Source organism: Kribbella sp. NPDC056345 (assembly GCF_042262745.1).
Taxonomy (GTDB): Bacteria; Actinomycetota; Actinomycetes; order Propionibacteriales; family Kribbellaceae; genus Kribbella.
Window position 1 is genome coordinate 424,170 of the sequence record NZ_JBHJQQ010000003.1, and the last position, 12,381, is coordinate 436,550.

Sequence of the window (12,381 nt, forward strand, 5' to 3'; positions counted from 1 at the left end):
GGCGTCCGCTTATTGCCCCGCTGTTGCCGTCAGATGAAACTCACCGCCATGAGAGGGGCACCCCCAGGACGGTGAATGAGGGGTTGTCCCTCATGCCCTGGGGGGTGCGTCTCCAGCAGAGTCGTGGGTGAGAGTACCGCCCACTTCCGAAGGACTTGAGATGAGAAAATCAACGGCCGGACTAGCCGCCGCGGTCTTCGTCACCGCCGCCGTACTGGCCCACCCACAGCTTGCCTCGGCGAACGCGATCGCCGGTCCGGCCTGCGACTTCAACAATGACGGCCGCGATGACCTCGCCATCGGCGCACCCGGCGAGAGCGTCGGCAGCCTCGACAGCGCCGGTTCGGTCAACGTGCTGTACGGATCCGCCGCGGGCGTGTCGACGACCGGCAACGTGCTGATCAACCAGGACACCCCCGGCATCGACGGCGTGGCCGAGCGCGGTGACGCCTTCGGTCATGCCACCGCCTGCGGCGACTTCGACAACGACGGATTCGCCGACCTCGCCGTCGGTTCACCGCACGAGAGCGTGGAGGTCGCGACGGGCGACGTGTACGACGCCGGTTCGGTCAACATCTTCTACGGATCCGCGGCCGGGCTCGCCACCACCGGCAACCAGCTCTTCACGCAGTCCTCCGCCGGGATGCCCGACGCCGCCGCCGAGCGGACCGACGAGTTCGGTACGGCGGTCGCCGCGGGCGACTTCAACAACGACGGCCGCGACGATCTGGCCATCGGCGCACCCAAGGAGAACCACAGCGGCTCCAACCAGGCCGGCAACGTGATCGTCCTGTACGGCGGCCGCCTCGGCCTCTCGACGACCGGTAGCCAGAACTGGCACCAGGGCTCCCCCGGCATCGCCGGTGACGTCGAAGGCGGCGACAGCTTCGGTACAGCGCTCGCGACCGGCGACTTCAACAACGACGGCCGCTCCGACCTCGTCGTCGGCGCTCCCGGTGAGGCGATCGCCGACCAGGCTGCCGCGGGCACGGTCAACGTGATCTACGGATCGACCACGGGACTCACCGCAACCGGCAACCACGTCCTCAACCAGTCGACCGAAGGTGTCCCCGGCCAGTGGGAGCAGAACGATCTCTACGGCCAGTCCGTGGCGGCGGGCGACTTCAACAACGACGGCCGCGACGATCTGGCCGTCGGCGTACCAGGCGAGAACGACGGCGACACCCGCGACGCCGGAGCCGTCAACGTCACGTACGGTACGGCGAACGGCCTGCAGGCGAACTGGAGTCAGATCTTCACCCGGGCCGGGCTGCTCTCCGGTGGTACGGCGTCCTCCGGCGACCAGTTCGGTACGGCGCTTGCCGCCGGCAACTTCAACGGCCAGGCCGGTGCCGACCTCGCCATCGGTGCCCCCGGCACCATCGTGAACGGCAATGTCGCGGCCGGCCGACTGGCTGTCCTGTACGGCGGCGGCGAAGGCCTGTCCCCGAATGTCGTCCAGCACCTCAGCCAAGGCGTGAACAGCATGGAAGGCGCGTCCGAACCGGGCGACTACCTCGGCTATGCCTTGGCGGCCGGTGACTTCGACGGCAACGGCCGTGTCGATCTCGCAGCCGGCGCTCCCGGCGAGGCCGTCGGCAATCAGTCGAGTGGCGGCGCGGTCAACGTCCTCTACGGCACCTCCGGCTTCCTCTCCACCACGAACGACCAGATCTGGACGCAGGAGAGCCCGGACGTCAAGGGAGTCGCGCAGGCTAACGACCGGTTCGGCGGTCCCGCGATGTCGATCGGCGAGTACCGCCTCGGCTTCGCGTCCGGGACCAAGGTCAAGGTGACGAACGACGTACTGGCGCACAGCCCGCTCGGACGGATCGACATGTCCGGTGTCGACGCCGGCCCCGACTACGAGATCGTGGCCGCCCGCGGCGGCGTCATCAAGTACATCGTGGACACCAACGCCGAACCCACCGAGGACAACAACTACGTCTGGCTCGAGCACCCGGACGGCGAGTGGAGCAAGTACAGCCACGTCCGGACCAACTCCGTCACCAGCCGCGGCCACCAGGTCGGTGACTTCGTTGCCGCCGGCACCGTCCTCGGCCTCGAAGGCGACGTCGGCAAGGCCGGCGGCGACCACCTCCACTTCGAGGTGTCGGTCCCCTACAACCTCGCCAGCCCGATCAACTCGGCCGGCTTCATGGCGGGCCTCAACCGCAACCCCGTCATCTGCGGTATCCCCGGCAACGCCCTCTTCCGCGGCGAAACCTACACAGCCACCGCCTGCTGAAGCACCACCACGGCCCGGTACGGCGATCGCCGTACCGGGCTGGTTCGCGTTACGAGCGGCGTACCGCAGTGATCGCGAAGCGTTCGATGTGGGCGTTGTGGCCGCCGGCTGAGGCGACGACCAGGAGGACCGGGTCGGTGGCTCCGCGGTAGGTGACGCGGCCGGCCCAGGGGGTGCGTTCGCCGCCTGCGGGTACGCAGCACAGGGTGCCGAGGGGCGCGCTGGTGGAGGCCTGGCGAACCTCGATGCGGATGGCCTCGTCCACGCCGGTGATGCGGCCGCCCGCGGTGAGCGGTGAGCCGACGGTGGCGCCGTACCGGGGAGAGGTCAGGGAGAGGTCGGTGTCCCGGGTGCCGACGACTTGCCACGGGGCGTCTTTGCCTTGGCCGATGCGCGCCAGGTGGACCACGGCAGCGGTGAACTTGCGGCCGGTGTCGATCTGGTAGCCGACGCCGATGTGGGCCTCATCGCCCTGGATGCTGCGGGAGGTGATCAGCTTGATGTCCTTGAAGCCCAGGAAACTCTGGGTGAATGCCAAGGCGGTCTCGGCCGCGTCCAGGTGCCAGGGCTGATGACCGCCGCTGCGGTACGACCGCTGCCAGTCCGCGGCACGCGCCTCGGAGGTGAACGGCCAGGCCGCCGGATAGCGGAACATCCGTCGCCCCGGCGCCGAGGTGGTGGGCGGGGCGGTGGGAGTGGTCGACGTACCCGGCGGAGTGGTCGGGACCGGCGGCGTGCTGGGGACGGCCGTCGGAGTCGCGCTCGGCTGGGGTGTGGAGCTCGGCTGCGGCGCGCTGCCGCTGGGAGTTGGGTCGGGGGCGCCCTGATCGTCCGAACAGCCGGTCAGCAGGATCATCGTCACGGTCGCGAGCGCCATCCCAAGTCGCCTGTCCGTCATGGCCGTCCTCCTCGATCAGTTCCCCTCCCTCCATGGTGATCGCACCACGGTCCGATGTCTGTACGCCGCGCTGCCGATCGCTAGTACGGGCCGAAGACCCACTGGGACGGGGAGTCGGGGTCGTCGCCGCTCCAGAAGCCGGTCCACAGGTCGCGGAACTCGGCACGGGAGAGGTGGCCGTCGCCGTTGATGTCGAGTTGGGGGAAGACCTCTTCGATGTCGTCGCCGGAACCCTTCCAGGCGTAGACCACCTGTTTGTGTTCGGTCAGGGCGATCCGGTCGTCGCCGTTCTCGTCGATTGCGTCGAACATCGCGTCGGCGGTGGCGTGGACCGCGTCCGCCATCCCGGGCAGCTGGTCGACGACGTTCATCAGCTCGTCGAGGGAGACCCGGTCGGAGTTCTCGGCGCCGGACAGGGTGGAGATCGCGGACCACCAGCCCATCATGATGGTCCGCAGCCGCTCGTGGTCGGCCGTGGTGCTGCGGAGGCCCACCCAGCGCTCGGTGAGCGCCTCGAAATCGGACTCGTCGAGATAGCCGTTGCCGTCGGCATCCATTGCCTCGAAGACACCGGCCACCTTGCGCCGCTGGAACTCACTCGCCATCCGCCCCGCCCCCTACCGTTTCAAACGCCCACTTCGGTACGCCGCTCCTACCCGGCCGCCACAGCGGGTAACCAGCCACCCCGACGCAATGCGGTCAGCGAGACCGGCCGGTACCGCAATCCCGTCCGGCGGAAAGCCCTTCCAACGGTCGCGCTGGGCCCGGTCAGGCGTTAACCTCGCTCGGCGAGCAGGGGTCGGGGGAACCACGGGAGGCACGCGGGATGTCTGGAACTGCACAGCCGGCGCCGGACGGGGTCACGGAGCTGACCGAGTTCGGGGCGCGGCTACAGGAGCTGCGGGTCTGGTCCGGGGTGTCCTACCGGGAGCTGCACCGGCGGATCGTCCGGAGCCGTACGGCGCGGGGCGTGGCCGAGGTACCGGCGTACGACACCGTCTACCGGTGTCTGCAGCCCGGGCGGATCCGGCTGGACGTCGAGCTGGTGGTCGACGTCGTACGGGCGTTGACCGGGGACGCGGACGAGTGCGTCGTCCTCGCTTGGCGGCAGGCCTACCAACTGGCGTGTGGAGCTGCGTCCGATGCCGCCGTGGTGAACGTGACCGACAGGCTCCCGGACGACCTCGACGTCTTCATCGGACGGGCCAAGGCCATGGCCAAGCTTCGGCCGGTGCTGCACGGGCGGTCCGGTCCGGTTGTGGTCGCGGTCGACGGGATGGCCGGTGTCGGCAAGACCCGGTTGATCGTGCACCTCGCGCACCAGCTGGACGGCGTCGACCAGGTCCTCGCGGTCAACCTGCGCGGTTTCGACCCACGGCAGCCGGCCGAACCAGGCGCCGTACTCGATGCCTTTCTCCGCGTGCTCGGCGTGCGCGGCGCCCCACAGAGCGCCCGTACGGCGAAGCTCGCCCAGGCGCTCGCTGGTAAGCGGTCGGTGATCCTGCTCGACAACGCCGGATCGGCTGAGCAGGTCGTACCGCTCCTGCCCGGTGTCCCCGGCAGCCTGGTGCTGGTCACGAGCCGTCGGCACCTCGACCTACCTGGGGCGGAGCGATTGCACCTCGGCCCGTTCACTCCGGCCGAGTCCGACGAGCTGCTGCGGAGATCGATCGGGTCGGCACGGGTCAGCGCGGATCCGGCCACGGCTGGGCGCATCGCCGTACAGGTCGGTCAGCTTCCACTCGCGCTGGCTCTGGTGGCCGGCCGGATCGACGCGACGCCCGCCTGGAGTCTGTCCGATCATCTGGAGCGGCTGGTCGAGCGCGGTCGGACGTTGTGCCTGGACGACGCCGTCGAGATCGCGCTCGCCCAGTCGGACAGCAGCCTCCCGGATGCCCATCGCACCCTGCTGCGCATGCTCGCGCTGCACCCGGGCGCCGACTTCGACACGTCGGCGGCGGCTGTTCTTGCCGGTGCGGACGAGGCCGAGACGGCCGTCCTGCTGAGCGATCTGCTGGCCGGGAGCCTGTTGCAGCAGCGCTCCCCCGGCCGGTTCGAGATGCACGATCTGGTCCGCGTGTACGCCGCTCGACGCGGGAGCGACGAGGATCCGGCAAGCGCTCGCCGGGCCGCGTTCATCCGGCTGGCCGACCACTACCGGTCGATGGCCGCACTCGCGATGTCGGTGTACGCGCCGTACGAAGCCAAGTGGCGTCCACCCGAGACATCCTCCGCCGAGCCGCCGGCGGACCGGGACGCGGCGCTGGCCTGGCTCGAGGCCGAGCGGGTCAATCTGGTCGCCTGCGCGCTCCGCGCGGCCGAGCAGAATCTGGCCGATCACACGGCAGATCTGTCTTCGATCCTCTACCGCTACCTCGATGACGCCGGCCACTACTCCGACGGCGAGGTGCTGCACGCGGCCGCCGCGCGGGCAACCTCGGGGTCCAAGCGTGGCCGGGCGCTGAGCAGCCTCGGCGTCGTCCACTGGCGGCTCGGCCGGTTCGAGGCGGCCCGCGAGGTGTACGGCGAGTCGCTCGCGATCGCGTCCACGAGCGGCGATCACCGCGAACACATCCGCGCCCTGATCAACCTCGGTCTGGTCCTCGAACGCGTCGGCGCGTACAGCGAGGCGTACGGGAACTACCTGCAGTCGATCGAGATCGCGGCCACGATCGGCTCGCACCTGGGCACCGCGCACGCCCTGCACAACGTCGTCCACCTGGCCGAACGGCTCGGCCGGTACGACGAGGCGTACGAACGAGTTCAGGAATGCCTCTCGATGTTGCACGAGACCGGTGACCGGGTGACCGAGGGCCGCGCTCTGAACAGCCGGGCCGGCGTCAATCTGAGCCTCGGCCGGTACGACCAGGCCCGCGCCGATGCGGAGGCGGCGATCAGCATCGCCCGCGAGACCGCGAACCGGACCGGCGAGGCCTACGCGCTCATCACCCTCGGCCGAGCCCTCTGCGCACTCGGCGCCCTGGACGCTGCCCGCGCCCGGCTGGAGCTCGCCCTGAAGATCGCCGGCGAGGTCGCCAACCGCGACGCCGAGGCGCTCGCCCTCAACGAGTCCGGCACGGTTGCCTGTACGGCGGGATCGCCCGCGACCGCACTGGAGCGGCACCGGGCCGCGCTGGCGATCTCGACCGAGGTCGGCGACCCGTACGAACAGGCCCGCAGTCACCAAGGCTGTGCCCGGGCCCTCGTCCTGCTCGGCGACCCGTCGAACGCGCAGGCCCAGCTCCGGCAGGCGCTGACCATCTTCGACCGCCTGCAGACCCCAGAAGCCAATGCGGTGGCGACCCAACTGGCCGCCCTGTCGGCCTGACCGAGTTTGATCGGAAACCGAGACAGCCCACTCCGGTCACCGTGAGCATGGGGCCCGCTGTCCTTATCAGGACATGTCCCGCCCAGTGACAAGGAGTTGTGCTATGCGCTTTCCCACCAGAACACTCGGTATCGCCGCGGCCTCGGCCGCGATGCTCGCAGCCGGTATGAGCCCGGCCATGGCCGCGGACGGCCACGTCTACGTGCACGTCGTCAGCCCGGCCGGCGGTGATGCCGGCGGCTCGTCGTACGCCGACCTGAACTTCACGTCCTCGACGCAGGTGGTCTACAACAACTGGGTGATCAACGACACCTGCCCCGGTGACGGCTACCGCGTGATCGCGCGCGCCCGGGCCCTGCTCAGCAACGGCAACTGGGCCAACGGCGTCTGGCACGAGGACGACGGCACGTGCACGAGCGAGCCGTGGGGCCCGTACGACAACAAGGAGCTGAACACCAGCGCCAGCATCGTCAAGGCCGGTATCCAGGTCTGCGTCGACCTCGGCCCCTCGCTGAAGTGTGAGAGCACGTTCCTCCCTCGCGGCTGACCGAACGATCGGCTGGGCCGGACCACGGGGTCCGGCCCAGACGCATTTCGTGAGCATATGAAAAGGCGGATACGGAGCTACAACGCCAAGCTGGCTTGACTTGCCGGCATGACGTATCACGAACCAGGACTGGGAATCACGGTCTACGGCTGTGAGCCGGACGAAGCTGTCCTGTTCCGGGAGCTGGCGGCTCGCTTCGGGGTGGTGCCGACGATCACGCCGGCCGCGGTCACCGAGGCCACGATCGACCTGGTGGCCGGCAACCGGTGCATCAGCGTCGGGCACAAGTCCCGGATCAGCAACAACACCCTGCAGGCACTGAGCGAGGCCGGCGTCACCTACATCTCGACCCGGAGCATCGGCTACAACCACCTCGACGTGGAGTACGCCGACACCCTCGGCATCGCCGTACAGAATGTCGCGTACTCACCGGACAGCGTCGCCGACTACACGTTGATGCTGATGCTGATGGCCGTGCGCAACGCGAAGTCGATGATCAGACGCGTCGACCTGCACGACTACCGGCTGACGGACGTCCGCGGGCGCGAGTTGCGCGACCTGCGGATCGGAGTCATCGGCACCGGTCGGATCGGTGCAGCCGTGATGGACCGGCTGCGCGGGTTCGGCTGTCATGTCGTTGCCTATGACACCAATCCGATGACATCGGCCGACTACGTTCCCCTCGACGAGCTTTTGCGGATCAGCGACGTGGTGACGCTGCACACTCCGCTCACCGCGACGACGAACCATCTCCTGAATCGCGCCCGGATCGCTGAGCTGAAGGACGGCGCGTTCGTGATCAATACCGGACGCGGCGCGTTGCTCGACACCGAGGCGCTGGTCGAGGCCCTGGAGAGCGGGCGGCTGGGTGGCGCGGCACTCGACGTACTCGAAGGCGAGGAAGGCATCTTCTACGCCGACCACCGGGACAAGCCGCTGGAGAGCCATCTGCTGCTGCGGCTGCAGAAACTGCCGAACGCGATCGTCAGTCCGCACACGGCCTACTACACCGACCACGCCCTGAGCGACACGGTCGAGAACTCCATCATCAATTGCCTCAAGTTCGACAGCAGAAAGCGGGAGTGGATATGAGGATCGGAATCCTGTTCGGCGGCGCCGGCGAGGAGCACCCGGTGTCGGTGAAGTCCGCGCAGGAGGTCGCGAAGCACCTCGACCCGGCGAAGTACGAGCCTGTCTGGATCGGGATCACGCAGGCCGGCGCCTGGCGACTCTGTGACGGCCCGAGCTTCGACTCGGCCCGGCCGGCGGTGCTGTCGCCGGACCGGAGCGCGCCGGGACTGCTCGTACTGGAGGACGGCCGGTACGAGACGATCGGCCTGGACGTCGTACTGCCTGTCCTGCATGGCAAGACCGGCGAGGACGGTTCCATCCAGGGGCTGCTGGAACTGTCCGGACTCCCCTACGTCGGCTGCGACATCCAGAGTTCGGCCGTGTGCATGGACAAGTCGCTCGCCTACACCGTCGCGCGCAGCGCCGGGATCGCGACGCCGACCTTCTGGACCGGTACGGCGGATGACGACGTCGACCCGTTCCAGCTCCCCTACCCGGTCTTCGTGAAGCCGGCCCGCTCGGGATCGTCGTTCGGAGTCAGCAAGGTCTTGCGACCGGCCGAACTGCCGGAGGCACTCGCGACAGCACGGCAGTACGACGCCAAGGTGCTGATCGAGGAAGGTGTCGTCGGCAGCGAGATCGGCTGCGCGATCCTCGGGAACGACGGGGATCTCGTCACCGGCGAACTCGACCACATCTCGCTGACGCACGGCTTCTTCCGGATCCACCAGGAGGACACGCCAGAGACCGGTTCGGAGAACTCGACCCCGGTGGTGCCCGCCCAGATCCCGGACGACGCCCGGAAGCTGGTCCAGGAGACGGCGATGGCGATCTACCGCGCGCTGGGTTGCCGCGGCCTGGCCCGGGTCGACATGTTCCTCAAGGAGGACGGCACGGTCGTGCTGAACGAGGTCAACACGCTGCCCGGCCTCACGTCGTACAGCCGGTACCCGCGGATGATGGCGGCAGCCGGGCTGTCGCTGGGTGACGTGATCGACCGGATGGTGGCGCTGGCGATGGGAGGCAGCTCGCGATGAAGGCCGATTTCGTCTACCTGGACGAGTTCGTCTCGGGGATTCGCTGGGACGCCAAGTACGCGACCTGGGACAACTTCACCGGCCGCCCGGTCGACGGCTATCTCGCCAACCGGGTTGTCGGGACCAAGGCCCTGGCCGCGGCTCTGGCCAAGGGCCGCGAGGAGGCAGCCGCCCTCGGCTTCGGGTTGCTGATCTGGGACGGCTACCGTCCGCAGAGTGCCGTGGATCGCTTCCTGCGCTGGGCCAACGAGCCGGAGGACGGCCGGACCAAATCCAGGCACTACCCGAACATCGGCCGGACCGAGATGTTCGTCCAGGGTTACGTGTCGGCGCGGTCGGGGCACAGCCGCGGCAGCACGGTCGACCTGACGCTGTACCACCTCGACACCGGCGAGCTTGCCCCCATGGGTGGCGACCATGACCTGATGGACTCGATCTCCCACCACGGTGCCACCGGCATCACGCCGACCGAGGCCCGCAACCGGCAGCACCTCGGCAACATCATGGAGGCGGCCGGCTTCCAGCGCTACGACTACGAGTGGTGGCACTACACCTTGAAGGACGAGCCGTACCCGGACAGCTACTTCGACTTCCCGATCGCATGATCGTCCGGCCTGCCGAACCGGCCGATGCCGCGGCGATCAACGTCCTCTTCGCGCAGCTGGGCTATCCGGACCAGGACACCGGATCCACCGTTGCCCGGATTCGGGCCTGGCAGGCAGATCCGTCCAGTACGGCGTACGTGGCCGATGCCGGCGGCAACCTTCTCGGGGTGGTCGCCGTCCACGTCGGCCCGTACTTCGAACGCACCGGCAACTGGGCGCGCGTGGTCGCGCTGGTGGTCTCCGAGGACGTCCGCGGGCAGGGTGTCGGTGGCCGGTTGATGGCAGTCGCGGAGGAGTTCGCGGCTGCCGCCGGGTGCGTGCGGATCGAGCTGAGCAGTGCGGACCGCCGTACCGAGGCGCACGCCTTTTACGAGGGCCGCGGCTACGTCAACCAGACCGGACGTTCGTCGTGGTTCCGCCGCGAGGTAGCTCGACGGTGACGCGGAGGCCACCGTCGGCGCGGGCCATCAGGCTGAGCGTCCCCTGGTGGACCTCGATGATCCGCTTGACGATGGCCAGGCCGAGGCCGACGCCACCGTGATCGCTGCGGATACGTTCGGCCCCGCGCTGGAACGGCTCGGTGAGCGTCGAGAGCAACTCCGGGGTGACCTCAGCGCCGGTGTTCTCGACGGTCAGTACGACGGACTCCGGCCAGACCGCAGTCTCGACCTGCACGATGCCGCCTTCGGCCGTGTTGTGAACGATCGCGTTGTGCACGAGGTTCGTGGTCAGCTGCAGCAGCAGCGCGCGGGAGCCGACCGTGAAGGCCATCTCGCCGGAGGTCTCCAGCAGCACATCGCGTTCTTCGGCGTGGGCCAGCAGCGCCTCGGCCGCTTCCTCCGCGACCAGGGACAGGTCGACATCCTCCGCCGTGAAGGTTCCCTGCTCGGTGCGGCTGAGCAGCAACAGCGCTTCGGTGAGCTCGATCGCCCGCGCGTTCACGGCATGCAGGCGATCGACGAGGTCATCGGGCGGGCGCTTCGGATCCTTACGCGCTACGTCGAGCAGGGTCTGCGTGATCGCCAGCGGGGTCCGCAGTTCGTGGGAAGCGTTCGCGGCGAACCGGCGCTGCTCGGCGACATGCGCCTCGAGCTGGGCGAGCATGGCATCGAAGCTGTCGGCCAGCTCGCGGAACTCGTCGTTGCGGCCCGGCATCCGGATCCGATGCGACAGCGACCCGGTCGCGGCCTGCCGGGTGGCGCCCGTGATCAGCGACACCGGCGCCAGCATCCGGCCGGCCAGGAACCAGCCGCCGACCAGCCCGAAGATCAGCAGGAGCACCCCGGTGACTCCGGCCGCGGGCACGAAGCGCCTGAGCATACCTTCGTAGTAGTCGTACTTGACGGTCATCACCAGGCCGTCCGGCCGCGTGAGCTTCAGCGACAGCGCGACTGCCGCCATCAGCAGGATGCCGGTCACCATCACCAAGCCGGCATAGCTGAGGGTGAGTTTCAGCCGGATGCTCAGGCCGGGCGGCCTAGTCATCCTCGGTGCCGATCCGGTACCCGACACCGGGCACCGTGGCGATCAGCCAGGGCTCGCCGAGCCGCTTCCGCAGCGTCGACACCGTGATCCGGACGGCGTTGGTGAACGGGTCGGCGTTCTGATCCCAGGCCCGGGCCAGCAGCTCCTCGGCGCTGATCACTCCGCCCTCGGCCGCGACCAGCACCTCCAGTACGGCGAACTGCTTCCGCGTCAGGGCGACGTACCGGCCGTCCCGGTAGACCTCGCGGCGGAACGGATCGAGCCGCAGCCCCGCAATCTCCCAGACGGGTGGCCGGTTGTGGACCCGACGACGGTCGAGCGCGCGCAGCCGCAGTACAAGCTCTTGCAGGTGGAAGGGCTTGGTCAGGTAGTCGTCGGCGCCGAGCTCGAACCCGGACGCCTTGTCGTTGAGCCTGTCAGCGGCGGTGAGCATCAGGATCGGCATGCCGCTGCCCGAGGCAACAATGCTCGCCGCCACCTCGTCGCCCGACGGGCCGGGGATGTCCCGGTCCAGTACGGCGATGTCGTACGTGTGCAGGCTCAGCAGCTCCAGCGCGGTGTGACCGTCACCGGCGATGTCGGCCGCGATCGCCTCCAGCCGCAGCCCGTCACGAATCGCCTCCGCCATCTCCGGCTCGTCCTCCACGATCAGCACCCGCATGCCTCGATGCTACGAGGCCTGGGGTATCGCGGACGTATCGTCCAGGGCTGGGCCGCCGGAACCACGCGATCGTGGCGGCGAGCAGGAGATACACCGACGGGACCACCGGAGGAACTCCCAGCGCGGCCACATTCGTCACCACGGCCCCGACCATGATCCCCACCAGGCCGAGCGCGGCTGCACCGGAGAGCCGCGGGATCAGCAGCCCGATCGCACCGGCGAGCTCCAGCACGCCGACCACGTAGCGGAGCCATTGACCGGCGCCGATGGCCGCAAACATCTCGGTCATGACCGGGTCACCGGACAGTTTCGGCAGGCCGGCCATCACGAACGAGGCGGCCAGCAACACCTGCAGTACCCACAAGGCCACGGTTCCCGGCCGGACCCTGCGGGCTGTCGTCATCGTCGTACTCATCACTACCTCCACGGGAGTTGATCTGTACGACGACCTTCCCGCCGGCGGTGTGGTGGGCACATCCGTAGCCACCACTGAAACCAGGG

Annotated in this window: 12 protein-coding genes; 7 read left to right on the plus strand and 5 right to left on the minus strand. The window is 68.8% G+C overall.

Annotated features, from left to right (window positions below; genetic code table 11):
- The first annotated feature begins 160 nt into the window (after positions 1–160).
- The gene (locus ACFCV3_RS12865) at positions 161–2,248 is read left to right on the plus strand and encodes a peptidoglycan DD-metalloendopeptidase family protein (RefSeq protein WP_376029571.1); all 2,088 of its coding nucleotides are present in this window, start codon (positions 161–163) and stop codon (positions 2,246–2,248) included.
- 49 nt (positions 2,249–2,297) lie between these two features.
- On the opposite strand, the gene ACFCV3_RS12870 is transcribed toward ACFCV3_RS12865, so the two are convergent.
- On the minus strand, positions 2,298–3,146 hold the full coding sequence (locus tag ACFCV3_RS12870) for a hypothetical protein (protein WP_376029574.1): 849 nt from the start codon (positions 3,144–3,146) through the stop codon (positions 2,298–2,300).
- Positions 3,147–3,226: 80 nt separating this feature from the next.
- On the minus strand, positions 3,227–3,751 hold the full coding sequence (locus ACFCV3_RS12875; protein WP_376029576.1) for an EF-hand domain-containing protein: 525 nt from the start codon (positions 3,749–3,751) through the stop codon (positions 3,227–3,229).
- Positions 3,752–3,972: 221 nt separating this feature from the next.
- On the opposite strand from ACFCV3_RS12875, the gene ACFCV3_RS12880 reads away from it, so the two are divergent.
- The 6 genes from ACFCV3_RS12880 to ACFCV3_RS12905 all read left to right on the plus strand — a co-directional run bounded on the left by ACFCV3_RS12880 (position 3,973) and on the right by ACFCV3_RS12905 (position 10,174).
- Entirely contained in the window at positions 3,973–6,474 is a 2,502-nt protein-coding gene (locus ACFCV3_RS12880) for a tetratricopeptide repeat protein (RefSeq protein WP_376029577.1), read from the plus strand.
- Positions 6,475–6,577: 103 nt separating this feature from the next.
- Positions 6,578–7,021, plus strand: a complete 444-nt coding sequence (locus ACFCV3_RS12885) for a hypothetical protein (RefSeq protein WP_376029579.1) — start codon at positions 6,578–6,580, stop codon at positions 7,019–7,021.
- A 108-nt stretch (positions 7,022–7,129) separates the two neighbouring features.
- A complete protein-coding gene (locus tag ACFCV3_RS12890) occupies positions 7,130–8,113 on the plus strand; it encodes a D-isomer specific 2-hydroxyacid dehydrogenase family protein (protein WP_376029582.1) in 984 nt (327 codons plus the stop codon).
- Positions 8,110–9,129, plus strand: coding sequence for a D-alanine--(R)-lactate ligase (vanA, locus tag ACFCV3_RS12895; RefSeq protein ID WP_376029585.1), 1,020 nt, complete (start codon positions 8,110–8,112; stop codon positions 9,127–9,129). Before ACFCV3_RS12890 ends, vanA begins: the two co-directional genes overlap by 4 nt.
- Entirely contained in the window at positions 9,126–9,734 is a 609-nt protein-coding gene (vanX, locus tag ACFCV3_RS12900) for a D-Ala-D-Ala dipeptidase VanX (RefSeq protein WP_376029587.1), read from the plus strand. The genes vanA and vanX overlap by 4 nt, the downstream gene beginning before the upstream one ends.
- Positions 9,731–10,174: a GNAT family N-acetyltransferase gene (locus tag ACFCV3_RS12905; protein ID WP_376029590.1), complete on the plus strand. Its 444-nt coding sequence runs from the start codon at positions 9,731–9,733 to the stop codon at positions 10,172–10,174. The genes vanX and ACFCV3_RS12905 overlap by 4 nt, the downstream gene beginning before the upstream one ends.
- Here the strand turns inward: ACFCV3_RS12905 and ACFCV3_RS12910 are convergent.
- Genes ACFCV3_RS12910 through ACFCV3_RS12920 form a run of 3 tightly spaced genes read right to left on the minus strand, consistent with a single transcriptional unit; the run spans position 10,122 to position 12,295 of the window.
- The gene (locus tag ACFCV3_RS12910) at positions 10,122–11,219 is read right to left on the minus strand and encodes a sensor histidine kinase (RefSeq protein WP_376029593.1); all 1,098 of its coding nucleotides are present in this window, start codon (positions 11,217–11,219) and stop codon (positions 10,122–10,124) included. The genes ACFCV3_RS12905 and ACFCV3_RS12910 overlap by 53 nt on opposite strands.
- Positions 11,212–11,880, minus strand: coding sequence for a response regulator transcription factor (locus ACFCV3_RS12915; RefSeq protein WP_132414066.1), 669 nt, complete (start codon positions 11,878–11,880; stop codon positions 11,212–11,214). Before ACFCV3_RS12915 ends, ACFCV3_RS12910 begins: the two co-directional genes overlap by 8 nt.
- The gene (locus ACFCV3_RS12920; RefSeq protein WP_376029596.1) at positions 11,828–12,295 is read right to left on the minus strand and encodes a DoxX family protein; all 468 of its coding nucleotides are present in this window, start codon (positions 12,293–12,295) and stop codon (positions 11,828–11,830) included. Before ACFCV3_RS12920 ends, ACFCV3_RS12915 begins: the two co-directional genes overlap by 53 nt.
- Positions 12,296–12,381 lie beyond the last annotated feature (86 nt).

Coding starts and splice junctions, on each gene's coding strand:
- ACFCV3_RS12885 (WP_376029579.1), top strand. CDS start 6,578: ATGCGCTTTCCCACCAGAACACTCGGTATCGCCGCGGCCTCGGCCGCG.
- ACFCV3_RS12890 (WP_376029582.1), top strand. CDS start 7,130: ATGACGTATCACGAACCAGGACTGGGAATCACGGTCTACGGCTGTGAG.
- ACFCV3_RS12865 (WP_376029571.1), top strand. CDS start 161: ATGAGAAAATCAACGGCCGGACTAGCCGCCGCGGTCTTCGTCACCGCC.
- ACFCV3_RS12910 (WP_376029593.1), bottom strand. CDS start 11,219: ATGACTAGGCCGCCCGGCCTGAGCATCCGGCTGAAACTCACCCTCAGC.
- ACFCV3_RS12920 (WP_376029596.1), bottom strand. CDS start 12,295: ATGAGTACGACGATGACGACAGCCCGCAGGGTCCGGCCGGGAACCGTG.
- ACFCV3_RS12870 (WP_376029574.1), bottom strand. CDS start 3,146: ATGACGGACAGGCGACTTGGGATGGCGCTCGCGACCGTGACGATGATC.
- ACFCV3_RS12880 (WP_376029577.1), top strand. CDS start 3,973: ATGTCTGGAACTGCACAGCCGGCGCCGGACGGGGTCACGGAGCTGACC.
- ACFCV3_RS12915 (WP_132414066.1), bottom strand. CDS start 11,880: ATGCGGGTGCTGATCGTGGAGGACGAGCCGGAGATGGCGGAGGCGATT.
- vanX (WP_376029587.1), top strand. CDS start 9,126: ATGAAGGCCGATTTCGTCTACCTGGACGAGTTCGTCTCGGGGATTCGC.
- ACFCV3_RS12905 (WP_376029590.1), top strand. CDS start 9,731: ATGATCGTCCGGCCTGCCGAACCGGCCGATGCCGCGGCGATCAACGTC.
- ACFCV3_RS12875 (WP_376029576.1), bottom strand. CDS start 3,751: ATGGCGAGTGAGTTCCAGCGGCGCAAGGTGGCCGGTGTCTTCGAGGCA.
- vanA (WP_376029585.1), top strand. CDS start 8,110: ATGAGGATCGGAATCCTGTTCGGCGGCGCCGGCGAGGAGCACCCGGTG.